Source organism: Enterobacter sp. IF2SW-B1, assembly GCF_001743375.1.
GTDB lineage: Bacteria > Pseudomonadota > Gammaproteobacteria > Enterobacterales > Enterobacteriaceae > Enterobacter > Enterobacter bugandensis.
On the sequence record NZ_MJAA01000004.1, the window covers coordinates 200,985 to 227,134 of the forward strand.

24 protein-coding genes and 1 pseudogene are annotated in these 26,150 nt (G+C 55.3%); 13 read left to right on the forward strand and 12 right to left on the reverse strand.

The features are described 5' to 3' along the window. From fliO to rcsA, 5 genes and pseudogenes are all read left to right on the forward strand, one after another. The gene (gene fliO / locus A6013_RS10975; protein WP_048959248.1) at positions 1-375 is read left to right on the forward strand and encodes a flagellar biosynthetic protein FliO; all 375 of its coding nucleotides are present in this window, start codon (positions 1-3) and stop codon (positions 373-375) included. Then, positions 375-1,112, forward strand: coding sequence for a flagellar type III secretion system pore protein FliP (gene fliP / locus A6013_RS10980; protein ID WP_028013705.1), 738 nt, complete (start codon positions 375-377; stop codon positions 1,110-1,112). The genes fliO and fliP overlap by 1 nt, the downstream gene beginning before the upstream one ends. A gap of 9 nt (positions 1,113-1,121) precedes the next feature. Continuing rightward, positions 1,122-1,391 carry a flagellar biosynthesis protein FliQ gene (gene fliQ / locus A6013_RS10985; protein WP_003859587.1) on the forward strand — a complete coding sequence of 90 codons (270 nt, stop codon included), beginning with the start codon at positions 1,122-1,124 and terminating at the stop codon, positions 1,389-1,391. Positions 1,392-1,398: 7 nt separating this feature from the next. Beyond that, a pseudogene (gene fliR / locus A6013_RS10990) lies at positions 1,399-2,191 on the forward strand (flagellar biosynthetic protein FliR); the annotation flags it as partial. Between the two features lie 287 nt (positions 2,192-2,478). After that, on the forward strand, positions 2,479-3,102 hold the full coding sequence (rcsA, locus tag A6013_RS10995; protein WP_013097740.1) for a transcriptional regulator RcsA: 624 nt from the start codon (positions 2,479-2,481) through the stop codon (positions 3,100-3,102). A gap of 102 nt (positions 3,103-3,204) precedes the next feature. Here rcsA and dsrB read toward each other — a convergent pair whose 3' ends face one another. Beyond that, entirely contained in the window at positions 3,205-3,393 is a 189-nt protein-coding gene (gene dsrB / locus A6013_RS11000; RefSeq protein ID WP_013097741.1) for a protein DsrB, read from the reverse strand. A gap of 128 nt (positions 3,394-3,521) precedes the next feature. On the opposite strand from dsrB, the gene yodD reads away from it, so the two are divergent. Both yodD and A6013_RS11010 read left to right on the forward strand, forming a co-directional pair. Further along, the gene (yodD, locus tag A6013_RS11005) at positions 3,522-3,749 is read left to right on the forward strand and encodes a YodD family peroxide/acid resistance protein (RefSeq protein ID WP_028013707.1); all 228 of its coding nucleotides are present in this window, start codon (positions 3,522-3,524) and stop codon (positions 3,747-3,749) included. 301 nt (positions 3,750-4,050) lie between these two features. Next, the gene (locus A6013_RS11010) at positions 4,051-4,851 is read left to right on the forward strand and encodes a mannosyl-3-phosphoglycerate phosphatase-related protein (protein ID WP_045631638.1); all 801 of its coding nucleotides are present in this window, start codon (positions 4,051-4,053) and stop codon (positions 4,849-4,851) included. Here the strand turns inward: A6013_RS11010 and dgcQ are convergent. The 3 genes from dgcQ to A6013_RS11025 all read right to left on the reverse strand — a co-directional run bounded on the left by dgcQ (position 4,836) and on the right by A6013_RS11025 (position 7,785). Further along, on the reverse strand, positions 4,836-6,536 hold the full coding sequence (gene dgcQ, locus A6013_RS11015) for a cellulose biosynthesis regulator diguanylate cyclase DgcQ (RefSeq protein ID WP_069733049.1): 1,701 nt from the start codon (positions 6,534-6,536) through the stop codon (positions 4,836-4,838). The genes A6013_RS11010 and dgcQ overlap by 16 nt on opposite strands. A gap of 73 nt (positions 6,537-6,609) precedes the next feature. After that, complete coding sequence (locus tag A6013_RS11020) at positions 6,610-6,792, reverse strand: YodC family protein (protein ID WP_028013710.1); 183 nt, start codon at positions 6,790-6,792, stop codon at positions 6,610-6,612. Between the two features lie 78 nt (positions 6,793-6,870). Next, entirely contained in the window at positions 6,871-7,785 is a 915-nt protein-coding gene (locus A6013_RS11025; protein ID WP_169804339.1) for a DUF808 domain-containing protein, read from the reverse strand. Positions 7,786-7,960: 175 nt separating this feature from the next. Here A6013_RS11025 and yedA point away from each other — a divergent pair, with 175 nt between their 5' ends. Next, on the forward strand, positions 7,961-8,875 hold the full coding sequence (yedA, locus tag A6013_RS11030) for a drug/metabolite exporter YedA (RefSeq protein WP_028013712.1): 915 nt from the start codon (positions 7,961-7,963) through the stop codon (positions 8,873-8,875). On the opposite strand, the gene A6013_RS11035 is transcribed toward yedA, so the two are convergent. From A6013_RS11035 to A6013_RS11045, 3 genes are all read right to left on the reverse strand, one after another. After that, a complete protein-coding gene (locus A6013_RS11035; protein ID WP_041909351.1) occupies positions 8,847-9,338 on the reverse strand; it encodes a very short patch repair endonuclease in 492 nt (163 codons plus the stop codon). The two genes, yedA and A6013_RS11035, sit on opposite strands and share 29 nt — an antisense overlap. Then, positions 9,319-10,734 (reverse strand): DNA cytosine methyltransferase, encoded by a 1,416-nt coding sequence (locus A6013_RS11040; protein WP_045260358.1) that lies wholly within the window; start codon positions 10,732-10,734, stop codon positions 9,319-9,321. Before A6013_RS11040 ends, A6013_RS11035 begins: the two co-directional genes overlap by 20 nt. A gap of 61 nt (positions 10,735-10,795) precedes the next feature. Further along, positions 10,796-11,497, reverse strand: coding sequence for a phosphohydrolase (locus tag A6013_RS11045; RefSeq protein WP_045260359.1), 702 nt, complete (start codon positions 11,495-11,497; stop codon positions 10,796-10,798). 285 nt (positions 11,498-11,782) lie between these two features. Here A6013_RS11045 and ompC point away from each other — a divergent pair, with 285 nt between their 5' ends. After that, positions 11,783-12,949: a porin OmpC gene (gene ompC / locus A6013_RS11050; RefSeq protein WP_047367847.1), complete on the forward strand. Its 1,167-nt coding sequence runs from the start codon at positions 11,783-11,785 to the stop codon at positions 12,947-12,949. A 57-nt stretch (positions 12,950-13,006) separates the two neighbouring features. Here the strand turns inward: ompC and A6013_RS11055 are convergent, their stop codons facing one another. Further along, entirely contained in the window at positions 13,007-13,870 is an 864-nt protein-coding gene (locus A6013_RS11055; protein ID WP_069733050.1) for an N-acetylmuramic acid 6-phosphate etherase, read from the reverse strand. 165 nt (positions 13,871-14,035) lie between these two features. On the opposite strand from A6013_RS11055, the gene A6013_RS11060 reads away from it, so the two are divergent. Together A6013_RS11060 and dcuR are read left to right on the forward strand one after the other, a co-directional pair. After that, the gene (locus tag A6013_RS11060) at positions 14,036-15,652 is read left to right on the forward strand and encodes a sensor histidine kinase (RefSeq protein ID WP_069733051.1); all 1,617 of its coding nucleotides are present in this window, start codon (positions 14,036-14,038) and stop codon (positions 15,650-15,652) included. Continuing rightward, on the forward strand, positions 15,649-16,368 hold the full coding sequence (gene dcuR, locus A6013_RS11065) for a two-component system response regulator DcuR (protein ID WP_028013719.1): 720 nt from the start codon (positions 15,649-15,651) through the stop codon (positions 16,366-16,368). The genes A6013_RS11060 and dcuR overlap by 4 nt, the downstream gene beginning before the upstream one ends. On the opposite strand, the gene A6013_RS11070 is transcribed toward dcuR, so the two are convergent. Next, positions 16,349-17,311 carry an FAD:protein FMN transferase gene (locus A6013_RS11070; protein ID WP_069733052.1) on the reverse strand — a complete coding sequence of 321 codons (963 nt, stop codon included), beginning with the start codon at positions 17,309-17,311 and terminating at the stop codon, positions 16,349-16,351. The two genes, dcuR and A6013_RS11070, sit on opposite strands and share 20 nt — an antisense overlap. Before the next feature lie 58 nt (positions 17,312-17,369). Continuing rightward, the gene (locus A6013_RS11075) at positions 17,370-20,150 is read right to left on the reverse strand and encodes a flavocytochrome c (protein WP_060571682.1); all 2,781 of its coding nucleotides are present in this window, start codon (positions 20,148-20,150) and stop codon (positions 17,370-17,372) included. A 610-nt stretch (positions 20,151-20,760) separates the two neighbouring features. Between A6013_RS11075 and A6013_RS11080 the strand changes: the two genes are divergently transcribed. Both A6013_RS11080 and fumA read left to right on the forward strand, forming a co-directional pair. Next, positions 20,761-22,269, forward strand: a complete 1,509-nt coding sequence (locus A6013_RS11080; protein WP_023325580.1) for an anion permease — start codon at positions 20,761-20,763, stop codon at positions 22,267-22,269. A gap of 55 nt (positions 22,270-22,324) precedes the next feature. Next, positions 22,325-23,974, forward strand: coding sequence for a class I fumarate hydratase FumA (fumA, locus tag A6013_RS11085; protein WP_069733053.1), 1,650 nt, complete (start codon positions 22,325-22,327; stop codon positions 23,972-23,974). Between the two features lie 153 nt (positions 23,975-24,127). Here fumA and A6013_RS11090 read toward each other — a convergent pair whose 3' ends face one another. Both A6013_RS11090 and stbD read right to left on the reverse strand, forming a co-directional pair. Further along, positions 24,128-24,796 carry a fimbria/pilus periplasmic chaperone gene (locus A6013_RS11090; RefSeq protein WP_234424092.1) on the reverse strand — a complete coding sequence of 223 codons (669 nt, stop codon included), beginning with the start codon at positions 24,794-24,796 and terminating at the stop codon, positions 24,128-24,130. A gap of 22 nt (positions 24,797-24,818) precedes the next feature. Beyond that, positions 24,819-26,150, reverse strand: coding sequence for a fimbrial usher protein StbD (gene stbD, locus A6013_RS11095; protein ID WP_063154969.1), 1,332 nt, complete (start codon positions 26,148-26,150; stop codon positions 24,819-24,821).

Consider the following 26,150-nt stretch of genomic DNA (forward strand, 5'->3'; position numbering starts at 1 on the left):
ATGAAAACCCAGGCAACAATATCACAGCCTTCCGCCGTTCCCGGCTCCCCGCTGCTCCAGGTGAGCGGGGCGCTGTTCGGTATTATTGCCTTTATTCTGATCGCCGCCTGGCTGGCAAAGCGTTTTGGCCTGGCGGGTAAAACGGCCGGCACCCGCGGCCTGAAGGTCAGCGCCAGCACGACGCTTGGGCCGCGCGAACGCGTGGTCATCGTCGATGTGGAAGATGCGCGTCTGGTTCTGGGCGTAACCGGCTCAAACATCAACGTATTACATAAACTGCCGCCCGCCCCGGTCACGGTGGACGAGCGCGCACAACCCCCTGCGGATTTTCAGTCCGTCATGAAGAGTTTGCTTAAGCGTTCCGGGAGAACCTGATGCGCCGTTTGTTATCCCTGACGCTTGCGGGCGTTGGCCTGTTTGCTCCTGCGGTTTATGCGCAGCTGCCCGGTCTGGTTTCCACGCCGATTGCGGGTGGCGGCCAGAGCTGGTCGCTCCCGGTTCAGACGCTGGTCTTCATCACCTCGCTGACCTTTATTCCGGCCATTCTGCTGATGATGACCAGCTTTACCCGCATCATCATCGTTTTTGGTCTGCTGCGAAACGCGCTGGGCACCCCTTCGGCGCCGCCAAACCAGGTGCTTCTGGGGCTGGCGCTGTTTTTGACCTTTTTCATCATGTCGCCGGTGATCGATAAGATTTATACCGACGCCTACCAGCCGTTCAGCGAAGATAAAATTTCGATGCAGGAGGCGCTGGAAAAAGGCGCGCAGCCGCTGCGAGAATTTATGCTGCGCCAGACGCGCGAGGCGGACCTGGCCCTCTTCGCCCGCCTGTCCAACACCGGCGAGCTGCAGGGGCCGGAAGCGGTACCGATGCGCATTCTGCTGCCGGCCTATGTCACCAGCGAGCTGAAAACCGCGTTCCAGATTGGCTTTACCATCTTTATCCCGTTCCTGATTATCGACCTGGTGATCGCCAGCGTCCTGATGGCGCTCGGGATGATGATGGTGCCGCCCGCCACCATTGCCCTGCCCTTTAAGATCATGCTTTTTGTGCTGGTCGACGGCTGGCAGCTGCTGGTCAGCTCGCTGGCGCAAAGTTTTTACAGTTAAGGAACGGCAATGACACCCGAATCGGTCATGATGATGGGCACGGAAGCGATGAAAGTCGCGATTGCCGTTGCCGCGCCGCTGCTGCTAGTCGCGCTGGTTACCGGCCTGATTATCAGTATTCTTCAGGCCGCCACGCAGATTAACGAAATGACGCTGTCGTTTATCCCGAAAATCATCGCCGTATTCGTGGCGATTATCGTGGCCGGGCCGTGGATGCTGAACCTGCTGCTGGACTATATGCGCAACCTGTTTACCAATCTGCCGTACATCATCGGCTGACCTGACGATGCTGCACTTCACCAGCGACCAGTGGGTTCAGTGGCTCGGCGTCTATTTCTGGCCGATGCTGCGCATTCTGGCGCTGATCTCCACCGCCCCCATTCTCAGCGAGAAATCGATCCCCAAGCGCGTTAAGGTGGGGCTGGGCATTATCATCACCATTATCGTCGCCCCTTCCCTGCCACCCGTGAATATTCCCATCTTCTCGGCTAACGCGGTATGGGTCGCTTTACAGCAGGTGATGATTGGCGTCGCCGTGGGCTTTACCATGCAGCTCGCCTTCGCCGCCGTGCGCACGGCCGGTGAGTTGATTGGCCTGCAGATGGGGCTATCGTTCGCCACGTTTGTCGATCCCGGCAGCCATCTCAACATGCCGGTGCTGGCGCGCATCATCGATCTGCTCGCCATGCTGCTGTTTCTGTCGCTCAACGGTCATCTGTGGCTCATCTCCATGCTGGTGGATACTTTCCATACGCTGCCGATCGGTGATAACCCGGTCAACAGCAATGCCTTCCTCGCGCTGACCCGCGCGGCGGGGCTGATCTTCCTCAACGGTCTGATGCTGGCTCTGCCGATCATCACCCTGCTGCTCACCGTCAACCTGGCATTAGGCTTACTGAACAGAATGGCACCGCAGCTCTCGGTGTTTGTGATTGGTTTTCCGCTAACGTTGACGGTCGGAATTTTATTAATGTCATTACTGATGCCACTTATCGCCCCCTTCTGTGAACATTTATTCGGCGAGATATTCAATCTGTTAGCGGATATTGTCAGCGAATTGCCACGTAAATAATAGTCCTCACGATCGCTATTGTCTTTCTGAGGATATTCCTAAAATAAAACGCGAAAAACATCTTCCAGGATATATCTGACGCGGTTTAAATGTTTCTAACCACCTCACAATACTTAATATTTACTTTACTTTAAGAAGATTCCTGGCAAATTATACGTAACTTTACGGGATAGTGAGTCCGCCTGAAAGTCTTTGTCATGCTCACAGGTTTATTATTTTTTTCCATCCCGTATGGCTGTTTTGAGCTCTCAGGCAGATGGTGAATTATCGTTACGCATTGAGTGAGGGTATGCCATGTCAACGATCATTATGGATTTATGCAGCTACACCCGGCTAGGGTTAACCGGGTACCTGGCAAGCAGAGGGGTAAGAAAGAGAGACATCAACGATGCACACACCGTTGAAGAACTCGCAGCCGCTTGTGACGAACTCAAACCAGGCGTGGTGTTTATTAATGAGGACTGTTTTATTCACGATCCAGCCAACAGTCAGCACATTAAGCAAATCATTAATCAGCATCCAAAAACCCTGTTTATTGTTTTTATGGCGATCGCGAATATCCATTTCGATGAGTATTTGTTGGTCCGTAAAAATTTATTGATCAGTTCTAAGTCGATTAAACCCGAGTCGCTGGATGACATTCTGGGTGATTATTTGAATAAAGAAGTTAAAAATGTAGGAGCGGTTAACTTACCCACCCTTTCATTAAGCAGGACTGAATCAAGTATGCTGCGAATGTGGATGGCTGGACAAGGAACTATTCAGATCTCTGACCAGATGAATATTAAAGCGAAAACCGTTTCGTCACACAAAGGAAATATTAAAAGGAAAATTAAAACGCATAATAAGCAAGTGATCTATCACGTGGTACGTCTGACCGATAATGTGACGAACGGGATTTTCGTCAATATGCGTTAGTGGCTTAAACCCCTTTGCACCCTACCTTTGATCTCTGGCCTGGCCAGAGATTTTTGCTTTTGCGGACGTGGTCGGGCACGCGCAATGCCACCCGACGCCGTACTACTCGGCTTTCTCAACAAAAATGCCGTCCGGATGCCCCAGTTCGTTAAAAAACCAGATGCCGAGCGGGTAGTCTTCCAGTGAGACCAGGTACATTGTGCCTTCACTAAACTCTTCAATTGCCAGCACCACCCCCGGGCGGCGCGGCCCACCGTCCGTTTTAACGGTTACCCGATCGTTGACCTTCATACATTCCTCCTCTGGTTTTGAGCCAGTGTAGAACAAAACGCAAAAACACACATCGCCGCACGGCGTGAATGGCGTTTTTATACACAGTCTATACTTACCGTGGACACGGTTTAATGAGGAGCCCCGTAATGAAGACCGATAAAGAGTACAGCGACACCATCAAACGCGAGGTCGAGGTGGATGTCGATGCCCTGCTGGCCGCCATCAATGAGATCAGTGAGTCAGAAGTCCGCCGCACGAACGATGGTTCGGACCACGTCATTGTTAACGGGAGGGATTATCACACCTACCGCGAGCTGGCGGAGGCCTTCGAGCTGGATATTCATGACTTTAGCGTGTCTGAAGCAAATCGTTAGCACGAAAAAAATCCCGGTCATGGGGATGGCCGGGATCAAAACTTGCTTATGCAAGAAGCACTTGAAAATTCGTTACACCAGGAAATCTGATGTACAAACAACACTATCCCCAACGATTTTGCATGACAAGCATATATTCTTACGGCGAATATAATATTTTTAACATAATCGTTTTGGTTATGAGCAACAACATACGCCGAATGCGGGTTTGGCTGGATCGGTTCTTCTCAATCCGGTTTAAGCCCATATATTTTTTTAGGAATATTCTTAGATTAAGGCTCATTCGTTTTCGGGAGTTACTATGCTTTCACTCCGGGGTCCCCTGCTGATTTTTTCCGATCTGGATGGATCGCTGCTGGATATTCATACCTATGAGTGGCAGCCCGCGATGCCGTGGCTGGATAAACTGCAGGATAACCAGGTACCGGTGATTCTTTGCAGCAGCAAGAGCGCAGCAGAGATGCTGGATATTCAGCAGGATCTGGGTCTGGAAGGGTTACCGTTTATCGCTGAGAACGGCGCGGTGATTCAGCCTGACGTGCGCTGGGAAATGGGTCAGCGCCACATCAACGGCATGACGCACCGGGAGATTCGTCCGCTTATTGAGCAAATCCGCCAGCAGGCGGGCTTCAAATTCACCACCTTTGACGACGTGGACGAACGCGTCATTAGCGAATGGACGGGGGTGACCCGCTACCGGGCGGCGCTTGCCCGCAAGCATGACGCCTCCGTCACGCTCATCTGGCGTGATTCCGACGAAGCCATGGCCCGGTTTGAAGCGGCGCTGGCGCAACGCGGGCTGAAATGCCTGCAGGGTGCCCGTTTCTGGCATATTCTCGATGCCGGCTGCGGTAAGGACGTTGCGGCTAACTGGCTAATCGCGCAGTACCGTGAACGGGAAAATATTGAACCCACGACCCTGGGGCTCGGCGATGGGCCGAACGACGCGCCGCTGCTGGACAGCGTGGACTTCGCGGTGGTGATTAAGGGGATAAACCGGCAGGGTATTACGTTACGGGACGATAACCCCCGCCGGGTTTATCACACCCGGCAGGCGGGACCGCTCGGCTGGCAGGAGGGGCTGGATCACTTTTTGTCATGATCGTGCCAGACAACCCGGTTACGTCCGTCCTGTTTAGCTTTATATAACCGGGCATCCGCCACGGACTGCAGCTGTTCGAAATCGTAATTTTCGTTTTCCCGGGCGCTGCTGACGCCGAGTGACGCGCTGATGCGCAGGGTCGTACTCTTCTTCACCAGAATCTCCTTGCTGTTGATTCGGCAGCGAATACGCTCCGCGACGCCTCTCGCCTCCTCAAGACCGAGCCCCGGCAGGACGATACAAAACTCTTCCCCGCCCACGCGTCCTGCCACGTCGTTTTTACGCAATGCGCTGGAAATCAGCCCTGCCGAGTGGGAAAGCACCTTATCACCGGCCTGGTGACCGAACCGATCGTTGACGCTTTTAAAATGGTCGAGGTCTAACTGAATGACCGAGAACGGCAACGACTGTTGATGACACTTCTTCGCCAGCAGTTTCGCGCGTTCGAACAGCGCGCCACGATTATTCAGGCGGGTTAGCGGGTCGTGCCAGGCCTGCCACTTGAGCGAGTGCTGCAGCGTATACATATTGCTGACCATCCGGCGGATCACCAGCCACGAAATCAGCAGCATCGCGGTAAAGAGTGCCCACAGTAATGCCAGTACGATACTGATGCTGCCGAAGTCGCCCTGTACCCCTTCCTGCAGAGTATGGACACGCAAAACCAGGCCATCAAAATGATCGAGCCGCTGCCAGCTGATGAAACGGCTGCCGAGGCGGATGCCACCACCAGTATCGTGCTCGATCGCCTGCGCTATCTGCGCGAGTTCGCGTTCATCGAAATGGTTCACCTGTTTATCTGTCTTTTCAGAGGAGGCAATCATATTGAGCCGGGAGTCGTACAGCTGATACTCCCCCTCCGTACGGTCGTCCGTCGCCTCTGCCAGCAGGCGTTGCATCGTATTCAGCGAGAAATCCATCGCCACCACGCCATACCAGTAGTGATTGAAATAAATGGGGACGCTGGCAGTGATCGTTCGCTCGTCACCGGTCCAGGATGACGGCGTGGAGATAAACCAGCGCACCGCGCGGGAGCGATTGTTACGTTCCGACTGCTGGGTAAACCAGGACTGCGTGACCAGGTGATAATAGCGGGGGATAATATCGCTCGCCTCTGTTAGCGTGTCCGTCGAAAGATAAAACCCGGCGCGTGAAACGTAGATCACCCGCGATTCACTATGCCTGCTCGACGTCGCCAGCCTGAGCAGATAACCCACTTCAAGCGCGGCTGAAATTTCATTGCTGATGCGTTCAGCGTCCCGGTTCAGAATCGACGTTTTTTCAACAAACGCATCCGAGACGCCGTTAATCGGAAGTGTGCGATTTCTGTCAACGAGGAGCTGCCAGGTGGGACGCATGCGTAATGCGTTAAAGTGCGATACTGCATCGTGCAAAACATTGAAGGCCAGCGGCGTCTGTAGCGCATCGCGCATGCTCTGGCGAAATAACAGCATTTTATCCACGCTGTACTGCAGCTGCCTGTCCAGCGAGCTGGCCACGGTTTCCAGGTGGTTGCGCTGGCTGGAGATATACGCCTCTTCGAGGACCACCACTTCACGCCAGGTCAGGAGGGTTGAAAACACCAGAACAGTGATAAAACAGAGGTTAACAATCAAACCCGGATTGCTACGCTTATGCAGCCATTGCAGAAAAGATCGTCTTACAACAAAGGTATCGCGCTGCACACACACTCCCTGATTACTGCCTTACACCCGGTACTTCAGTTAAAAACGCCCGGCAAAGCCGGGCGTTATGTGATTAAGCCTGATCGTGCTTGCGCTGGCCGTCACCCGGCTGAAGCTCATCTTCACGAAAGGCTTCCTGCTTAATGCTGTAGCCATCATGCCACCGACATTCCACCATTCCGCTGGAATACCCGGTGACAATCATGCGCGGGCCGCCCTTCTTAGGCTTAACTTCATCACTGACCAAAAAGACCATACCTGCCTCCTGTATCAGGGTGAAACTGTTTCAATTTAGACGAGGAATGGTCTTTTTGCACCCTGCGACGGGTAACAATTAGTGCGCCGTACCGCGCATTTTTTCGATCAGTTTCACCGCCGCCACCACGATAGCGCCAACGATAAAGCCCAGCACCAGATTAAGCAGCGTGGGCAGAATCGCTGCCACCACGCTCCCCTGCGCCGAGGCGAAATGTTCGATGGCATGGTGCAGCGGCGCTATGCCGTGGACCACAATGCCGCCGCCCACGAGGAACATCGCCAGGGTCCCCACCACGGACAAGCTCTTCATCAGCCACGGCGCCAGCGTCAGTAAGCCTTTGCCGATGCCTTTAGCCACCGCGCTGGATTTCTCCTCCAGCCAGTAGCCGATATCATCCAGCTTCACGATCAGCCCGACCAGGCCGTAAACGCCCACCGTGACCAGAATGGCGATCCCGGAGAGGATCAACACCTGATTCAGCAGCGGCGCATCGGAGACGATGCCCAGCGTAATGGCGACAATTTCAGCCGACAGAATAAAGTCGGTGCGAATGGCGCCTTTGATTTTATCGCGCTCGAAAACTTTCGGATCCTGCGCGGCAAGCGCTTCAAGGCGCTGCTGGCGCGCCTCCGGGGTATCCTTCTGCTTGCGAGAGCTCAAAGAGTGCAGGACCTTCTCCACGCCTTCGAAGCACAAGAATGCCCCGCCAATCATCAGCAGCGGCGTGATGGCCCAGGGGATGAATGCGCTGATCAGCAGCGCCAGCGGCACCAGGATCACTTTGTTCAGAAACGAGCCTTTTGCCACACCCCACACCACAGGCAGCTCACGGTTAGCCCGTACTCCGCTCACCTGTTGGGCGTTAAGCGAGAGATCGTCCCCCAGCACCCCTGCGGTTTTCTTCGCCGCCAGTTTCCCCATCACGGAAATATCATCCAGTAAGGTGGCAATATCATCCAGCAATGTTAATAAGCTACTTCCTGCCAAAATGGTGATCCTTCTTTTTTTGGTAATTAAGTGAATAGTATGGAGCAAAAGCGCAATCGCGGAAACAGGCAGCTTTCGTCAACAAAAAATTCACATCAACTACACAATTAAAGGGCTCGCCAGCGCGATAGTTTTCGCGTTTACTATCAGCGACCTTTTTATTTCGTCGTGAGGGATTATGCGTTTCCGGCAACTGCTTCCGCTTATCGGAGCACTTTTTTCGCTGTATATCATCTGGGGTTCAACCTATTTTGTCATTCGCATCGGCGTGGAAAGCTGGCCGCCGCTGATGATGGCGGGCATTCGCTTCCTCTCGGCGGGTGTGCTGCTGCTGGCCTTCCTGCTGCTGCGCGGGCATAAGCTTCCACCGCTCCGCCCAATGCTGAACGCCGCCCTGATAGGCCTGCTGCTGCTGGCGGTGGGGAATGGCTTTGTGACCATTGCCGAGCACCAGAACGTACCGTCAGGGATCGCCGCCGTGGTCGTTGCCACCGTACCGCTGTTTACCCTCTGCTTCAGCCGTCTTTTCGGCATCCGCACCCGCAAGCTGGAGTGGCTGGGGATTGGCATCGGCCTTGCCGGCATTATTCTGCTTAACAGCGGCGGTAACCTGAGCGGGAATCCGTGGGGCGCAGTGATTATCCTTATCGGCTCGATGAGCTGGGCGTTTGGTTCCGTATACGGTTCGCGTATCGAACTTCCGACCGGCATGATGGCGGGGGCAATAGAGATGCTTGCGGCTGGGATTGTGCTGCTGCTGGCCTCAGCCCTGACGGGAGAGGAGCTGACGACCCTGCCGCCGTTGTCGGGCTTCCTGGCGGTAGGCTATCTGGCGCTGTTTGGCTCCATCATCGCCATCAACGCCTATATGTTCCTGATCCGTAACGTCTCACCGGCGGTTGCCACCAGCTATGCCTACGTCAACCCGGTCGTGGCCGTGCTGCTCGGCACCGGGCTTGGCGGTGAAACGCTCTCTCCGGTTGAGTGGTTAGCTTTAGGGGTGATTGTTTTTGCCGTCGTGCTGGTGACCTTAGGCAAATATTTGCTGCCAGCAAAGCCCGTGGTTACGCCTTGCGAGGTGGAGAAACCGTAAGCGCGTGGATCCCCTGGGTGTCGATCTGCGCGGCCTGGCCGCCGCCGCAGATCCACTCTTCCAGCCGTTCGCTCAGATCGGCATCGTTCAGCTTTAACCGTCCTCTCAGCGCACACTCCCAGACGATCAGCACTCGCCAGCCCTGCGCGACAAGCGTGGCGAGATCCCGCGCGTCTCGCTCAACGTTCTTGCCAATCTTCTCCAGCCAGAAATCGGTGCGCGTCGCCGGGACTTTAAACAGGTAGCAGTCGTGATGATGCCAGAAACAGCCGTGGGTGAAGATAATGCACCGATACGCGTCAATGACGAAATCCGGGCGACCCGCAAGCGCGGGATCCTGCACACGAAAGTCGAAGCCCGCCTGCGTCAGCAGCCCGGCCAGACGCTTTTCAATCGCGGTGTCACGCGTGCCGATGGCACGCATGTTTTTGCTGCGCGTGGCCTTATCGTGAACGTCCGTCATTGACGGCCTCACCCTGGCGGAGCGCCACCGCCTGTCTGATGCGCGGGGCCAGCAGTTTTGCCACCGCCGCGAACGCGGGCACCACCACCGAGTTACCAAACTGACGGTAAGCCTGAGTGTCCGAAACCGGAATGCGGAAGCGGTAGCCCTGTGGCGTTTCAAAGCCCATCAGTCGGGCGCACTCCCGCGGCGTGAGGCGCCGCGGACGGTGACGCTGGTTTTGCGGATCGTCGAAATCTTTCTCGCCCAGCGCTTTATCCCAGCCTCTGTCGATCAGGATTTCCGCGCCGTCTTTGTAGTAGCGAGCGGACAGCGTGCGGGTCACGCTGTGCGGATCGTTTGGGTTCACCATGCCAAACCCGAAGCCGTTGCCTTTGGCCTGATGCTTTTTGGCATAGCGGTAGAGGTATTTCCACAGGATCGGGGTAAGGATAAATTTCGCGTCGACCACCGGCTCCAGCAGGTCGGCAATCGTTGGACGACGCTCGGGGTATAAGGAGGGAATATCCCGCAGGGTGAAATCCCCCTTCAGATTGAGATCGCGGCGGAAACCGACGAGCACAATGCGTTCGCGATGCTGGGGCAGGAAATGTTTCCCGTCGATAATTTTCGGGTCATCCGCGCCCATGTCCCCGGAATCAGCCACGTCATAGCCCAGCTCGTCCAGCGTTTGCATGATAATGCGGAAGGTCTTTCCACCGTCGTGGCTTTTTAAGTTCTTGACGTTTTCCAGCACGAATATGGCCGGGCGACGGGCGTCAATGATTCGAGCCACATCGAAAAACAGCGTTCCCTGCGTATCGCAGGCAAAACCGTGGGCACGCCCGAGGGCATTCTTTTTGGAGACGCCGGCCAGCGAGAAAGGCTGGCACGGGAAGCCCGCCAGCAGCACGTCATGCGCCGGAATCGTCTGGCGAATGTGCTCGGCGGCTTGTTCATCCGTGACGCCGCTTTTATGGCTCAGGGTAACGTCGCGGATATCGGCGTTGAAATGATGTTCATGCGGATCGCAGTACCAGTTCGCTTTATAGGTGCGTACCGCATGTTTGTTCCACTCGCTGGTAAACACGCACTGACCGCCGATAGCTTCAAAGCCGTGCCGGATGCCACCGATGCCGGCAAACAGATCGATAAAGCGGAAGGCATAGTTCGGGTGCGCGGCAGACGGCCGCGGAAGCAGGTCTTGCAGATAACGAAACTCGCTTTCGCTCAGGCGGCGCCCTGCCCGATCGCTGGTCAGCAGTCGCTTAAGGATGGCCGGGCTCCAGTGGCTCTCGCCGTGCGCCACCAGCTGGTTTGCCAGCGTTTTAGCGTCATAAATATCCAGCAGCTGGCGCAGTAATGCCTGCACCGTTGCCGTTGACTTCTCAGCCTGCTCTGGCGCGGGCTCTGTCACTGATCGATTTTCCTGCATTCTTTTAACCGGGCAATAAAGACTGGAAACAGATTACCACAGTTCACTTTCGCAAACTGCGACGGAAGCGGTGTTGAATCTGGCTATCCAGCCCGATGCAGTCGCCCTGTAATTCGGCACTGAGTTTCGCCATAAACTGAATCAGAAAATCGGCGTTGTGCTGCGCGAGCTCGCGCCCGACGTCGGTTTGCATTGTATCAGGCAAGCGCAGCAGCTTGGTCTGAAAATGATCGAGCGCAAACGCCCGGTCATCAAGCGGGCGCGCGTCGGCAAACGGATCGTCCGCGTCAAAAAGCGGTACGCCCAGCGCGCCTGACACGGCAAACACGCGCGCCAGGCCAATCGCCCCCAGCGCCTCCAGACGATCTGCATCCTGGACAATTTTGGCCTCAATCGTGTACGGCGTCAGGCCGGCGCTGAAACTGTGCGCCTCGATGGCGTGCTCCACGGCGGCATAGCGATCGGACGGGAAGTCAGGGAAATCGCGGTGCAGAATGTCCCGCGTTCTGCGCGCAGCCAGACGCGACGACTGGCTGCGTTCAGGATGATTTTTCGGCAGGCTAACGATGTCGTGAAAATAGCAGGCGGTCAGGATCGTCAGCGGGTCGACGTGGTGATGAACCATGATTTTCTGCGCCGTCAGCCAGACGCGACGGAAGTGTGAAATATCGTGCGCGGTGTCGTCGGTCGCGTGATGTTCATCAAGCCAGGATTCAAAGCGCTGCTGCCACTGTATGAGTTCCATCATCCTTTCCTGTTACGAAAATGGGCACTGAATTATAACATAGCTAAATAAAATAAATTAAAAAATAGAACCCCGAAATACTTAACAATAATTACCCGCAATACTTTCAAGCGATTAATTCATTTGAAAAATAAAGAGATTTTTGGAAATATTTTGTAATATTTTCACTGGTTTAATTACATTTATTTCTGAACCAAATTCACGAGCCATAGAATAGTATCAAACACGTAATTACGGAGGGTGATTACATATATTCATATAAATTATCTTTAAAGGGAATATATAATGAAAAGAAAAGTTCTGGCAATTCTTGTACCCGCATTATTAATGGCTGGCGCGGCAAACGCGGCTGAAATGTATAACAAAGACGGCAATAAAGTTGACCTGTACGGCAAGGTTGACGCGCGTCATACCTTCTCCGACAACGCGGGCGACGACGGCGACGAAACCTACGTGCAGATTGGTTTCAAAGGCGAAACACAGATTACCCGCGATCTGGTCGGTTACGGTCAGTGGGAATATAAAACCTACGCAAATGATACCGAAGACGCCGGGGATACCTCTTTCAACCGTCTGGCCTATGCGGGCCTGAAATATGGCGAATACGGTTCATTTGATTATGGCCGTAATTACGGCGTCGTGTATGACGTTGAAGCCTGGACCGATATGCTGCCGGTATTTGGTGGCGATTCCTACACCTGGACTGACAACTATATGGTTGGCCGTACCAACGGTGTTGCGACCTACCGTAATAATGATTTCTTCGGTCTGGTTGATGGCCTGAACTTCGCGCTGCAGTATCAGGGTGCTAACGAAGGCGCAAACGCTAACGAAGATCAGGAAGGCACCAAAAACGGTCACGACGACGTACGCTTCCAGAACGGCGACGGCTTCGGTATGTCTACCACCTATGACTTCGACTTCGGTCTGACGCTGGGTGCGGCGTATTCTTCCTCTGACCGTACCAACGATCAGGTTGCTTATGGTGCGGGCAACTATAACCGCTTCAGCAAATACGCAGGCGGTGACCGTGCAGACGCATGGACCGTTGGAGCAAAATATGATGCTCAAGGCGTCTACCTGGCGATGATGTACGCGGAAACCCGCAACATGACGCCGTACGGCAGCGACGGCATCGCCAACAAAACGCAGAACTTTGAAGCCGTAGCGCAATACCAGTTTGACTTCGGTCTGCGTCCATCCCTGGCGTGGGTCTATTCCAAAGGCATCGATCTGGGCGGTAACGATTATCACCCACGCAATGGCTATGACTATGTAGACCAGGATCTGGTTAACTACATCGACCTGGGCATGACCTACAACTTCAACAAGAACTTCTCCACCTACGTTGATTATAAAATCAACCTGCTGGACGAAGATGACGCCTTCTACAATGACAACGGTATTGCAACCGATGACATTGTTGGCATCGGCATGATCTACCAGTTCTGATCCCTGAAAATACTAAAGCCCGCATTTGCGGGCTTTTTTGTTTCAAGGGACACTATTTTACGGCGCTTCCTGCAGCGCCACGCGGATAAACCCGTTATTCTGCGCCAGCAGCTCATGGGCTTTCCACGCATCAAGGCCTGTCAGCACCATCAATACCGCGGTTTTACAGTGATGGTTACAGCTCTCCAGCGCGGCTTTTGCCTGCGCCCGGGTGCATCCCCCCGCCTCCATCACGATGGCGATCTGCCGTTCGGCCCATTTGGTATTGCTTGCCTCAAGATCCACGCGCAGGTTGCTGTAAACGCGCCCGGTGCGAACGGCCAGCGCGGTGGTAATCATCGAGAGGATCATTTTTTGCGCGATCCCCGCCCTGGTATTGCGATACCCGGCAACCACATCAGCCCCAAGCTCTGGGGCAATTACCATGCTTGCCAGCTGTGCTGCTTCACTTTGTGCATCACCGGTGATGACCGCAACCGGCGCTCCCAACGACCACGCATGCCGCATTGCCCCCCAGACCCACGGCGTTTTTCCGCTGACGGTCACGGCAAGCATCATATCGTGCTCATCAAATTTAATGGCCTGCAGGTCAGCCACCCCGCGCTCGTAGCTCCCATCCCCCTCTTCTGCCGTCACGGCAATTACCGGCGTTTTACCCGGCGCATACTCATCTGCAGCCTGTTGTGCGATGCAGCCTGACGGGCCCGCGCCGACAATCACCAGACGGCCGCCGTGGTTGAGCGCCGAGGCGGCGTTATCCACCGCGCGGGCGATTGTCGTTAAGCAGGGGGTTATTGCAGCAGAAATGCGTGCATCTTCCTCGTGGATAACCTTCAGCATGTCCAGCGTGGACAATCTATCTATATTCATCGTGCTGGCGTGCCGTCTTTCCTTGACTGAACCGGTAAGCGTAATGCTCATAAACAGCCTCCTTATTATGAGTACCCACACACTATAAAGTGTTTTATATAGATGACCTGCGAGTGAGGTCACGAAAAGAAGAGTAAATCGACGCTTTTACATGGCTTTAAGAAAAGCCCATCATCAGCGATAATCACTCCCTTTCTTAATCATCGCGGAGTGTTGATGAGCGATCTGCAGCCTTTCCCTCTGACGCGCAAGCGCCCCATGAAACTGTACACGCTGGTCACGTTGATGGTGTCCGCGATTATCGCCTCGGTGTTGCTGGTAGTTTTTGCGCTCTATTCCGTGCAGATCACCCGGGCGACCCGCGATGATGTAAAAGATACCGCTCTGGGCATCGCCCGCACGCTGGCCGACAGCCCGGAGATCCAGCGCGGCCTGATGCAGTCGCCGCAGGCCGACATCATTCAGCCCATCGCCAAAGCCGTCACCCAACGCAACGATCTGCTGCTTACCGTGGTGACCGACATGCGGGGGATTCGCTACTCGCACCCGAACGAGGCGCTCATCGGCCTGCATTTTATCGGCAACGATCTGGAACCCGCGCTGGAAGGCAAAGAGAATGTCTCAGTTAACCGTGGTGCCCTCGCCGAGGCGCTTCGCGTTTTCACGCCGGTCTATGACAGCCAGCACGATCAGATCGGGGTCGTCGTGGTCGGGATCTCCCTCAAAAAGGTGGAAGACCAGATAGCCCGCGGGCGGCTCAACGCGCTCTGGACGATTTTGTTCAGCATCTTTATGAGTTCGATGGCGATTTGGGGTCTGGTACGAGTGCTGAAGCGCATTCTTTTCGGGCTCGAACCCTATGAAATCTCCGCCCTGTTCGAACAGCGCCAGGCGATGCTGCAGTCGCTTCGCGAAGGGGTGCTGGCCGTCGACATTCACGGCCGCGTGACGATGATTAACCACGCTGCCAGAGAGATATTACTTCTTCCCTCCGGCAAGCAGACCGAAAACACCAGCGAGCCGCTGCTGGCAAGCCTGCGTGAGGTATCGAAAACCGGGGTTGCGCGTCAGGATCAGGAGATCAGCTGCAACGGACGACTGCTGCTCTGCAACATGGTGCCGGTCAAAAGCCAGAATCGGGTGATCGGTGCTATCAGCACCTTCCGCGATAAAACGGAAATCAGCCAGCTGATGCAGCGTATTGATGGCATGGTCAACTACGTCGACGCCCTGCGCAGCCACACGCACGAGTTTATGAATAAACTGCATGTGATCCTGGGCCTGTTGCACATGAAGCGCTACGACAAGCTGGAGGAGTACATCATCCAGACGGCGCATAATTACCAGACGGACATTGGCACGATCCAGAGCAAGGTAAAGTCCCCGGTCGTTGCCGGGTTCCTGCTGGGTAAAATCAACCGGGCGAAAGAGGCCGGCGTCACCCTGACCCTGGCGGATGAAAGCCTGATACCGGATACCGCCAGTGAAGAGCAGGTTGCGGTGCTGATCACCGCGCTGGGTAACTTAATCGAAAACGCGCTCGACGCGATGGCAGGACAGCAGGAAGGCGAGATTGGCCTGCTGCTGCATTATCAGAATGGCTGGCTCAGCTGCGAAGTCAGCGACGACGGCCCCGGCATTGATCCCACTCAGCTGGAGGCTATTTTTACTAAGGGGTTCTCAACAAAAGGTGAAAACCGCGGCGTTGGGCTGTTCCTTGCTCGCCAGCAGATCCAGAACCTGGGCGGCGATATTACCGTCGAGTCTGAGCCTGGCGTATTTACCCAATTTTTTGTTCACATCCCCTGGGATAGCGAGAGGAATATCGCGTGATAAATGTATTAATTGTCGATGATGACGCCATGGTAGCCGACCTCAACCGTCTGTACGTCAACCGTGTTGAAGGCTTCAGCTGCTGCGGCGTCGCCTCCACGCTCAATCAGGCCAGGGCCTTTATCAATAACCCCAGCCAGCCTGTCGATCTGGTGCTGCTGGACGTCTACATGCAGCAGGATAACGGGCTGGATCTGCTGCCCGATATTCGCGCGTCAGGCCGCCCGATTGATGTGATTATGATCTCCTCGGCCGCCGATGCCGCCACGATCCAGACCTCCATCCACTACGGCGTGGTGGATTATCTGATAAAACCGTTCCAGTTCCCGCGCTTTGAAGAGGCGCTGAATGGCTGGAAGGCAAAGCACAGCCTGATGGGCTCGCACCAGTATTACGAGCAGGCGGACGTCGACAGACTGATCCACGGCGGCGCGCCGGAGCTGGCGGACACTAAAAAATTGCCGAAGGGGTTAACGCCGCAAACGCTGCGCACGATTTGCCAGTGGATTGATGGCCACCCGGAGACGGAATTTTCCACCGACGATCTGGCTAACGCAGTCAATATCTCCCGCGTCTCCTGCCGTAAGTACCTGATTTGGCTTGCGCAGATCAACATTTTGTTCACCAGCATTCACTACGGCGCCACCGGGCGTCCGGTGTATCGCTACCGCTTACAGCCGGAACAGATCGGGCTGCTCAAACAGTACTGCCAATAACGCGGTAGCTCTCATCCAGAAGGGTAAAACGGAAGTGGTGCATCGAGGAGATCACCACTTCTTTTGTTTTGGTCACAAAGATAGCTTCAATATCGGGGCGCGCGCGCAGGGCGGCACAGCCCTTTTCTACCCCCATGCCGTACATCAGCGTGGTCCAGATGTCGCCGTCAATGGAGTCTTTTGAAATGATAGTGACGCTCTCCAGCTCGTTGTCGAGCGGATACCCGGTGCGCGGATCGAGAATATGGTGATAGCGCTTGCCGTTCTGCTCGAAGTAGCGCTCGTACGTTCCCGAGGTCACCACGGAGAGGTTCTCCACCGTCATCGCACCGATAAGCGCGTCACCGGCAAACGGTTTTTTTAGCCCCACGCTCCAGCCACCTTCCGGCGAGCCTAACGTCTGGATGTTTCCGCCGAGGTTGATCAGCCCCAGCTCAGCGCCCTCTTTGCGCAGGTAGTCCCGCACCCGGTCGGCGATATAGCCTTTGGCGATGGCCCCCAGATCAATCTCCATCCCCGATCTGGTCAGAAACACGCTGGTCTGCGCCTCATCAAGGATGACCTCCTCGGCCCGGGTTATCGCCAGCAGGGACGCAATGTCATCGGCAGGCGGAACGCTGTCTCCCTGAAAGCCAATCTTCCAGCGCTTCACCAGCGGGCCGATCGCCAGGTTAAACGCGCTGTCTTTTAGCAGGCTTGCCGCTTTGGCACAGCGGATCAGTTCAAACACCGGACGACTGACAGCAACCGGATGCTGGCCCGCCGCATGGTTGATGTCCATCACCTGGGAATGCGCCCGGTTAACGGTGAGGAGATCTTCGTACTGTTTGATCAGGCGGAAAACGCGGGACGCGAGGGCTTCGTCATGGGAGAAGAGCTTCAGGAGAATGGGCGAGCCCATCAGAACGGCGGAGTAGCTGTAAACGCGATGGCTATCAGGCATTGCATATGTCCTCAGATGTAGCCCCGGCAGGCACCGCGCCGCCGGGGAGACAGGAGCCTTACGTTCTTTTTGAGCGCATCGCCGCCTGATGTCCTGCAAGGGTACCAAAAATAATGATATCCGCCACCGCGTTACCGCCGATACGGTTGCCGCCGTGGATCCCCCCGACCACTTCACCCGCCGCAAACGCCCCCGGCAGTACGTTGTGGTTGCTGTCCAGCACGCAGGTTTCGGTGTTGATGGTCACGCCGCCCATGGTGTGGTGCACGCCTGGCGCAATCTGAATAGCGTAGAAAGGCCCTTCGTTGATAGGCGCACGCAGCGCGGTGGTACGACCAAAATCGTCATCGTGCTGTTTTTCAACGAAACCGTTGTAACGTTCCAGGGTCGCGAGGAAAGCGTGGTGATCCATACCGAGCGCTTCCGCCAGCGCTTTTGGCGAGCTGGCGCTGGTCACGAAGCCTTTCGCAATATACTCATCCGCGGCTTTGTTTTTGGCACGTACGTGCTCGTCAAAGACGATGTACGCGTATTTCTCCGGCAGCGCGATGATTGACGCCGAGACTTTATCGCGGGTCGACATTTCGTTGTAGAAGCGCTCCCCTTTCTGGTTGACCAGAATCGCCCCGCCCCCACGGATGGATTCGGAAATCAGGTACGAGGTGTTCTGCTCAACGGTTGGGTGAATTTGGATTTCGCCCATATCCACGGTGCCCGCCCCGATGCGCTCCAGCAGCGCGATACCGCCGCCGGTTGCCCCTTTGTGGTTGGTGGTGACGAACCCTTCCAGATCCGGACGGTATTTGACGACCATCTGGCTGTTGGCGCTGAAGCCGCCCGTCGCCACGATCACGCTTTTCGCTGCCACGGTGACGGTTTCGTTCTCTTCGGTGGTCAGACGTACGCCGGTCACTTCACCGTTCTCGAAGATAATGTCGCTGACGGAGGTATCCAGCATCACCTCGATGTTGCGTTTGTTGACGTTACGCACCAGGCCGCTGATCAGGTAGCCCCCCACCGCAGAGCCGTCTTTTGGACGGTGAGTACGGTCGATGCTCATCCCACCGGTGGTGGTGATGTCGTTCAGCATGATGCCGCGCGTTGCCAGCCACTCGATCGCCTGCGGCGCGTTCTCGACAAAGCGGCGCAGCAGTTCAGGGTTGTTCTTGTTGCCGCCGCCTTTCAGGCTTTCCTGGTAGAACAGCTCTTTGCTGTCCTGAATGCCCTTCACGCGCTGGAAGCGGGTTTCAGCGGCATTCATACCGGCAGAGGCTTTAATGGTGTTGCCGCCGATGGTCGGCATCTTCTCAACAATCAGCACGCTCGCGCCTTCGTCGTGAGCCTGAATCGCCGCCGCCAGACCGGCGCCGCCGCTGCCGACAACAACCACGTCCACGCTGCGGGTTTCGTTCGGGTCCACGCCCTCTTCCGCTGCCAGCGCTTTGCTGGATTTCAGCATCGCTTTAGAGACCGCTTTCTTCACCGCTTCACTCTGGCTGGTTGCACCGGTGATGGCATCCACGTGCGGGGTATTGGCGTCCAGAATGCGGGTACGGATCTCTTCAAAGCTGGTGACGAACTCAACGTCATCGCTCGGGCCAGAGGCCAGCTCGATGTCCGCAATGCGGTCGGTTTCCAGACTGACGTTAATCACCAGCTCGTTCGCGTCGTCCTGCACCTTCTCGGTGAACATGCCCGGTTTGAATTTCGATTCGCCCATGCTCATGTCGCGGATCATCGCTTCCACCAGCGAGAAGCGCCACAGGGGTTCAGGAATGCTCAGTTCCTCGCGTTTGGTGCTGTCCATAAACAGCTCAAGGCTTTCACCCGCCGCGATGCGGTCGGTCCAGTCCGGGTAGGCAATGGTAGCGCGGCCAACGGCAATCAGGTCGTAACCGTGGTCCAGCGCTTCATTCACGTCTGACGCATTCACCACGCCGCCCACGCCCATCACCGGAACCTGCGCCAGGGTTTCAGAGCGCATCGCACAGTATTTTTCGATCAGCGGCGTCGGGTCCTGGGTGTCGACAATGGACGGACGCAGGGTCGCGCCGACGGAGAAGTGCAGGTAGTCCACGCCGCGCGCCGCCAGTTTTTCCAGCAGGTACATGGTGTCTTCAAAGCGGATGCCCGGCACTTCCAGCTCTTCAGGGGAGAAACGGTAGCCAATAATAAACGCGTCGTCCGCGTACTGGCGCACCATTTTGTGGGTGATGTCCAGCACCGCCAGCGGGAACTTCGCGCGATTGTCGCGGCTGCCGCCCCACTCGTCGTCGCGCTGGTTAGAGTTTGGAGAGTAGAACTGCTGAATCAGGTAGGTGTTCGCCCCGTGGATTTCCACGCCGTCAAAACCGGCCTGGATGGCGCGGCGCACGGCTTCACCAAACTTGCCGATCATGCCTTCCACTTCTTCGGCGGTCAGGGCAACCGGCGTTGCGGCACCGTCACGCGGCGCGGCCACGGCGCTTGGACCAACCGGGGTACGGCCACCGATAAGTTTCGGATCAACCATGCGGCCACCGTGGTAGATCTGCAGCAGGGCCTTAGATCCTTTGGATTTAATGGCCTCGGCGATTTTCGCCAGCCCGGCGATTTTCTCGTCGTTATCAATACCAATTGCCCCCGGGAAGGCAAGGCCGAGATCGTCGACGAAGCAGCACTCCACGATGATGGTGCCAATGCTGCCGGAACGGGCCCGATAGTACTCCACCAGCTCGCTGGTGACGGTGCCGTCATAATAGCCGGTACAGGTGGTCATAGGGGCCATTAACAAACGGTTTTTCAGTTCAGTGCCATTCGGTAATGTGAAGGGGCTAAGAATGCGTTCGTTAGTGCTCATAATAGAAACTCCAAACTTTTAAAAATTGAGAATTCGTTATCGGATTGATTTTTTATTTCGTCGTTTTTTGCCGATGTCATGATATTAATATAATGATTTTTTTAGTTTCTAAAGTTATTACGTTAGTTAAAAAACTATTTAATCCCTGTGATAACACTAATAATACATTGGTGTTAGCGATTGTCATTCATGCATTCACAATATTTTAAAATACGTTAAATAAAAAATGGTAAAACCATTTCACCATAAACCAAAAACACCCTTTAAAATCAATTGAATAGACGTTATTAAAATTTCGAATTGTTACAGAAATGATAAAATAAACCCGCAAAAAAGATAATAACCACATACGCCAGAGTGGTTATTAATAAAAGCATAAAAATAACGCTGCAATTCTGTTTTTTTGATCTCGATCAATAGTCATGGCATTTAAAAGCGCAATATAAAAACATCATCATTTTTTAATTTAACGCACACAAAAAAGCGTTAAATCGCTATTACTGAAAATACAAAAACGCACCTTTAATAACTAAAAAAAGCAAAGAAACTTAAGAAAGCAATTTTGACTTTTCAGTGCGACCGAATTTTTGACAACTTAAGACGTGAAACTATGAATACAAAAACTGCTGTAACGCCCCCTGTGGCGAACCAGGCATCAAATGGAAACGCAAAACGTCTGCTGATGATGGCACTGCCCGTCATCGTCGCCGTACTGCTGCTGTTTGTTCCGGTACCGGAAGGACTGCCTCCTTACGCGTGGCACTACTTCGCCATCTTCGTCGGCGTGATCGTCGGTCTTATCTTCGAACCCCTGCCGGGCGCGGTGATCGGCCTGACCGGCGTGGTCGCCATTGCCCTGTGCAGCCAGTGGGTGCTGTTCAGCCCTGAACAGCTGGCTGACCCGAAATTCAAGCTGGCGGGCGCCTCCTTTAAGTGGGCAGTGAGCGGGTTTGGTAACTCCACCGTCTGGCTGATTTTCGGTGCCTTTATGTTCGCCGCAGGCTATGACAAAACCCGCTTCGGCCGCCGTCTGGCGCTGATTCTGGTGAAGTACCTTGGCCGTCGCAGCCTGACGCTCGGTTACGCGATTACGTTTGCGGACCTGCTGCTGGCACCGTTCACTCCGTCCAACACCGCGCGCAGCGGTGGGACCATCTACCCGATCATCGCTAACCTGCCGCCGCTGTACGGTTCAAAACCCAACGACCCAAGCGCGCGTAAGATAGGTTCGTACCTGATGTGGGTGGCGATCACCGCGGCCTGTATCACCAGCTCAATGTTCCTCTCCGCCCTTGCGCCGAACCTGCTGGCCCTGGCGCTGGTGAAAAGTACGGTTGGGATCGACATCTCCTGGGGGACCTGGTTCCTGGCCTTCCTGCCGCTGGGCATCCTGCTGATCCTGACCATGCCGCTGCTGGCCTACTGGTTCTACCCGCCAGAAGTGAAGGTGAACAACGAAGTGCCGCTGTGGGCGACCCGTGAACTGGAAAAACTGGGCAAACTGTCCCGCAATGAGATCCTTCTGCTGGTGTTCGTATGCTGCGCGCTGCTGATGTGGATCTTCGCCGCCGCGTGGATTGAACCCGCGATGGCGGCCCTGCTCATCGTCGGCCTGATGCTGTGGACCGGCGTGCTGGAGTGGAACGATATCACCGGCAACAAAGCGGCGTGGAACACCTTCGTCTGGTTCGCCACCCTGGTGGCGCTGGCGGATGGCCTCTCCTCTACCGGCTTTATCAGCTGGTTAGGTAAAGAAGGCGGCCTGCTGATGAGCGGTATCTCTCCGGGCGTGGCGACCATCGTCCTGCTGCTGGCGTTCTACCTGCTGCACTACCTGTTTGCCAGCACCACCGCGCACACCACGGCGCTGCTGCCAGCGATGCTGACCATCGCCTCCACCATTCCGGGCATGAATATGGAAGTGTTCGTTCTGCTGATGGTGACCTCGCTGGGCGTGATGGGGATTATCACCCCGTACGGTACCGGTCCAAGCCCGATTTACTACGGTAGTGGCTACCTGCCAACCAAAGACTACTGGCGCCTCGGCACCATCTTCGGTGCCATCTTCCTGGCGGCCCTGCTGCTGATTGGCTATCCGTGGATGTCCATGATGTTCTGATTCCTGACCGCCGGACTTCTCCTCCGGCGGTTTTATTTTTGTGGAGCAATACGCTATGTCAAACAAACCGTTTATCTACCAGAACCCCTTCCCTCTTGCGCATGACGACACCGAATACTACCTGCTGACCAAAGAGCACGTTTCCGTTGCCGAGTTCGAAGGCCAGGAAATCCTGAAAGTGGAGCCGGAAGCGCTGACCCTGCTGGCGCAGCAGGCCTTCCACGACGCCGCATTTATGCTGCGTCCTTCCCACCAGAAGCAGGTTGCCGCCATCCTCAACGACCCGGAAGCCAGCCAGAACGACAAGTACGTTGCCCTGCAGTTCCTGCGCAACTCCGAGATCACGGCCAAGGGCGTGCTGCCCACCTGCCAGGATACCGGCACCGCAATCATCATGGGTAAAAAAGGCCAGCGCGTCTGGACCGGCGGCGGTGACGAAGCGGCCCTGAGCCAGGGCGTGTATAACACCTACATTGAAGACAACCTGCGCTACTCGCAGAATGCGGCACTGGATATGTATAAAGAGGTGAATACCGGCACTAACCTGCCCGCACAGATTGACCTCTACAGCGTCGACGGGGACGAATACAAATTCCTGTGCATGGCGAAAGGCGGCGGCTCTGCCAACAAAACCTATCTCTACCAGGAAACCAAAGCGCTGATTACCCCGGCGAAGCTGAAAAACTACCTGGTTGAGAAGATGCGTACCCTGGGGACCGCAGCCTGCCCGCCGTACCATATCGCGTTTGTTATCGGCGGCACCTCAGCGGAAGCCACGCTGAAAACCGTGAAGCTCGCCTCCACCCGCTACTACGACGCGCTGCCAACCGAAGGCAACGAGCACGGCCAGGCGTTCCGCGACGTTCAGCTCGAACAGGAACTGCTCCAGGAAGCACAGAACCTCGGCCTCGGCGCGCAGTTCGGCGGGAAATACTTCGCCCACGATATCCGCGTGATCCGCCTGCCACGCCACGGTGCCTCCTGCCCAATCGGCATGGGGGTCTCCTGCTCCGCCGACCGTAACATCAAGGCGAAAATCAACCGCGACGGGATCTGGATTGAGAAGCTTGAGCACAACCCGGGTCAGTATATTCCTGAATCCCTGCGCCAGCAGGGCGAAGGCGACGTGGTGAGCATCAACCTGAACAAGCCGATGAACGAGATCCTTGCCCAGCTTTCCGCGCATCCGGTCTCTACCCGCCTGTCGCTGAACGGCACCATTATCGTGGCGCGCGACATTGCCCACGCGAAGCTTAAAGAGCTGCTGGATAACGGCGAAGCGCTGCCGCAGTACGTCAAAGATCATCCGATTTACTACGCGGGCCCGGCAAAAACCCCGGAAGGCTACGCGTCTGGCTCACTCGGCCCGACCACGGCGGGACGCATGGACTCGTATGTTGACCTGCTGCAATCCCACGGCGCGAGCATGATCATGCTCGCGAAAGGCAACCGCAGCCAGCAGGTGACCGACGCCTGCCATAAGCACGGCGGCTTCTACCTGGGCAGCATCGGCGGCCCGGCGGCGGTGCTGGCGCAAAACAGCATCAAGAGCCTGGAGTGTGTGGCCTATCCTGAGTTGGGTATGGAAGCGATCTGGAAAATTGAGGTGGAGAACTTCCCGGCGTTTATTCTGGTGGATGATAAAGGCAACGACTTCTTCCAGCAGATCCAGAACAAGCAGTGCAAAGGCTGTTCACAGCGCTGAGATTTTCCATATCGCCAGCAGCAGCGACAGCAACTCGTTAATTAACTCCTGCTGTCGCTGCCCTGTATGGAGAATAGTTTTCTTATTCTCCATACACACCATACAAACGCTTTTTCTTCATTTTAGTTTTTCAATATATGCTAACGCCGCATGCTATTGTCGAACAACGGCCTGATAATTAAGATAATTACCGTCGTCGGTAATCACACGATAGGCTACCGTTTCTCCCGGCAAGAGTGGCTTATCAGGCAAAATCACCTTTTCCGCCCGTGGCGAAACCATAATATTGGTCAGCGGCCTTTGCCCGGGTATTTCCACGTTGAGGCTGATATTCCAGGGCGTCGGGTTAGTAATGATTAACCGCGTATCCTGAGCGCTGAACTGAAGCGTCTGATACTGAAGAGCATCAGGATCGCCGATGTCGGCAGGACGAATAAAGACCTTCATCCTTAAGCGTAACGGCAGAATTAACTTTTGCGCGTTCTGCCGGGTCCGCTCGCTCTCAGGCTGGATCTGGAAAATATTCAGCCAAAAGACGCTTTCCCGATCGTTCGGCAGCCCCTGACGTGCCGTAAGCAGCAAACGCAACGAACGAATCTCCTTCGGCAACATTTTGAAAACCGGAGGAGTAGACACAATCGGCGTGCTGACTTTGTCCGGCGGCACCAGCGGATCGCCCGTGTCCGTCCAGACCTGAATTATGGCTGGCGTTTCACCATCGTTAGAGAGATTCAGCGACTGGGCCATTTCGCCAGCGCTGAAAATCACACGAGTCCGATCGACGTTAACCACGGCATAGGCCTCAGCGATGAGGCACGTCATCAGCAAGCCTGCCAGAGCAAGCCTACTGGAAATTAACAACGACTTGTAATTGCGCATTAACCGTACCTGGCGTCACAGTTTGCCCACTGAGGGCCTCTAATGATGCGGTAAAATCACCGGTATAGGTGTTTACCGCCCCCGTCGACGTCAGGCTGGTAAGATCCTGATACGCATACCAGCCGCGCGAGTTTCCCGTGCCGGTTATGCTCCTGTCGGGTAACAAATTGATTGCCGTCCCACTCCGGTTAAGGATTTTTATACCCACGCCAGAAGCCACGCCGCTGTTACCGTAATGCGAATCCAGTAGCCAGGTTAGACCCCCACCGCTGGTCACCAGCCCCAGCCCTTGCGCAGCACTGACAGCAACGGGCTGGTTGACTAAAAAGCCCATGGCCACGTTTGCCTTGCTGGCCGTGGACGTGGCGGTACCGGAAACCGCGCCTGACTCGCACTCGAGGCTGACCGAGAACGGAGCCTGACTGGTACCTCCGGCCTGCAACGCGGCGGAGCTGACGGTGGGTAAAAGCACAACGGCGGGATAGTCTTTAACCTGACATAGTGCACCACGGACGTAGGTCACGGCATTGTAGGTACTCCATGCGCCGGGCCAGTTTGTATACCAGCCATAATAATAAATCGCGCTATCCTGGCCCACCACGATTGAATTTGATGCCAGCCCGGGGCCTTTAAAGGCTATATAGCCTCGCGGTTGGGTATAGGCATCTTTATAGTAATTGCTGGCGTTAAGATAATAGGTGGTGGATGAAATCTTATACATTTCATACAGCACATTGCTGAATGCGCTGGCTGGAATGTAAATATAGGTTCCATCCTGATACCAGTCTGCCGAGGTGATTTGTCTTTGCTTCCAGTAGCGGCTGTAATATTCCCCAGTGCTGAGATTGGTCATTCTTACCGCGACGTTTTTTGCGACATCATAATACGCACCCTCAATTTCAGCGGAGGCATACATGCCGGTATAGGCATTATCGCCGTTGGTGGCATACATTTCATATAAACTTCCGGCGTCAGACAGGGCGCAGCGGAACAGAATTTGATTACTGGCATAGGTTTTATTAGTCGCTGCCGTTAAAAAATTGCCCACCGCGCTGGCAAGCAACGTTCCCGACGGCTGAAAGTTAGTGCCGCTGTTGATACTGATTACCGCCGGCAGCCCAATATTGCCATGGCAGGTATCACATGCACCCGACCAGTCGGCGGCAGTATACCCTGCCGCGATGGCCATGCTGGAGAGTGATGACGTGCTGGTCACCCTGATGCAGTTTGCCCACGCGGGCTGGCTTATCAGCAAAAACAGCCCCAGCACCAGAAAATGTTTTAACCTGTCCTGCAT

What these genes read in the sequence shown, in the direction of transcription:
- fliQ (WP_003859587.1), top strand. Translation starts at nt 1,122, where the DNA reads ATGACACCCGAATCGGTCATGATGATGGGCACGGAAGCGATGAAAGTC.
- A6013_RS11055 (WP_069733050.1), bottom strand. Translation starts at nt 13,870, where the DNA reads ATGAGCATTACGCTTACCGGTTCAGTCAAGGAAAGACGGCACGCCAGC.
- fliP (WP_028013705.1), top strand. Translation starts at nt 375, where the DNA reads ATGCGCCGTTTGTTATCCCTGACGCTTGCGGGCGTTGGCCTGTTTGCT.
- dsrB (WP_013097741.1), bottom strand. Translation starts at nt 3,393, where the DNA reads ATGAAGGTCAACGATCGGGTAACCGTTAAAACGGACGGTGGGCCGCGC.
- A6013_RS11075 (WP_060571682.1), bottom strand. Translation starts at nt 20,150, where the DNA reads ATGAGCACTAACGAACGCATTCTTAGCCCCTTCACATTACCGAATGGC.
- yodD (WP_028013707.1), top strand. Translation starts at nt 3,522, where the DNA reads ATGAAGACCGATAAAGAGTACAGCGACACCATCAAACGCGAGGTCGAG.
- ompC (WP_047367847.1), top strand. Translation starts at nt 11,783, where the DNA reads ATGAAAAGAAAAGTTCTGGCAATTCTTGTACCCGCATTATTAATGGCT.
- A6013_RS11070 (WP_069733052.1), bottom strand. Translation starts at nt 17,311, where the DNA reads ATGCCTGATAGCCATCGCGTTTACAGCTACTCCGCCGTTCTGATGGGC.
- rcsA (WP_013097740.1), top strand. Translation starts at nt 2,479, where the DNA reads ATGTCAACGATCATTATGGATTTATGCAGCTACACCCGGCTAGGGTTA.
- A6013_RS11060 (WP_069733051.1), top strand. Translation starts at nt 14,036, where the DNA reads ATGAGCGATCTGCAGCCTTTCCCTCTGACGCGCAAGCGCCCCATGAAA.
- A6013_RS11080 (WP_023325580.1), top strand. Translation starts at nt 20,761, where the DNA reads ATGAATACAAAAACTGCTGTAACGCCCCCTGTGGCGAACCAGGCATCA.
- A6013_RS11020 (WP_028013710.1), bottom strand. Translation starts at nt 6,792, where the DNA reads ATGGTCTTTTTGGTCAGTGATGAAGTTAAGCCTAAGAAGGGCGGCCCG.
- A6013_RS11010 (WP_045631638.1), top strand. Translation starts at nt 4,051, where the DNA reads ATGCTTTCACTCCGGGGTCCCCTGCTGATTTTTTCCGATCTGGATGGA.
- A6013_RS11045 (WP_045260359.1), bottom strand. Translation starts at nt 11,497, where the DNA reads ATGGAACTCATACAGTGGCAGCAGCGCTTTGAATCCTGGCTTGATGAA.
- fliO (WP_048959248.1), top strand. Translation starts at nt 1, where the DNA reads ATGAAAACCCAGGCAACAATATCACAGCCTTCCGCCGTTCCCGGCTCC.
- stbD (WP_063154969.1), bottom strand. Translation starts at nt 26,150, where the DNA reads ATGCAGGACAGGTTAAAACATTTTCTGGTGCTGGGGCTGTTTTTGCTG.
- A6013_RS11090 (WP_234424092.1), bottom strand. Translation starts at nt 24,796, where the DNA reads ATGACGTGCCTCATCGCTGAGGCCTATGCCGTGGTTAACGTCGATCGG.
- A6013_RS11035 (WP_041909351.1), bottom strand. Translation starts at nt 9,338, where the DNA reads ATGACGGACGTTCACGATAAGGCCACGCGCAGCAAAAACATGCGTGCC.
- fumA (WP_069733053.1), top strand. Translation starts at nt 22,325, where the DNA reads ATGTCAAACAAACCGTTTATCTACCAGAACCCCTTCCCTCTTGCGCAT.
- yedA (WP_028013712.1), top strand. Translation starts at nt 7,961, where the DNA reads ATGCGTTTCCGGCAACTGCTTCCGCTTATCGGAGCACTTTTTTCGCTG.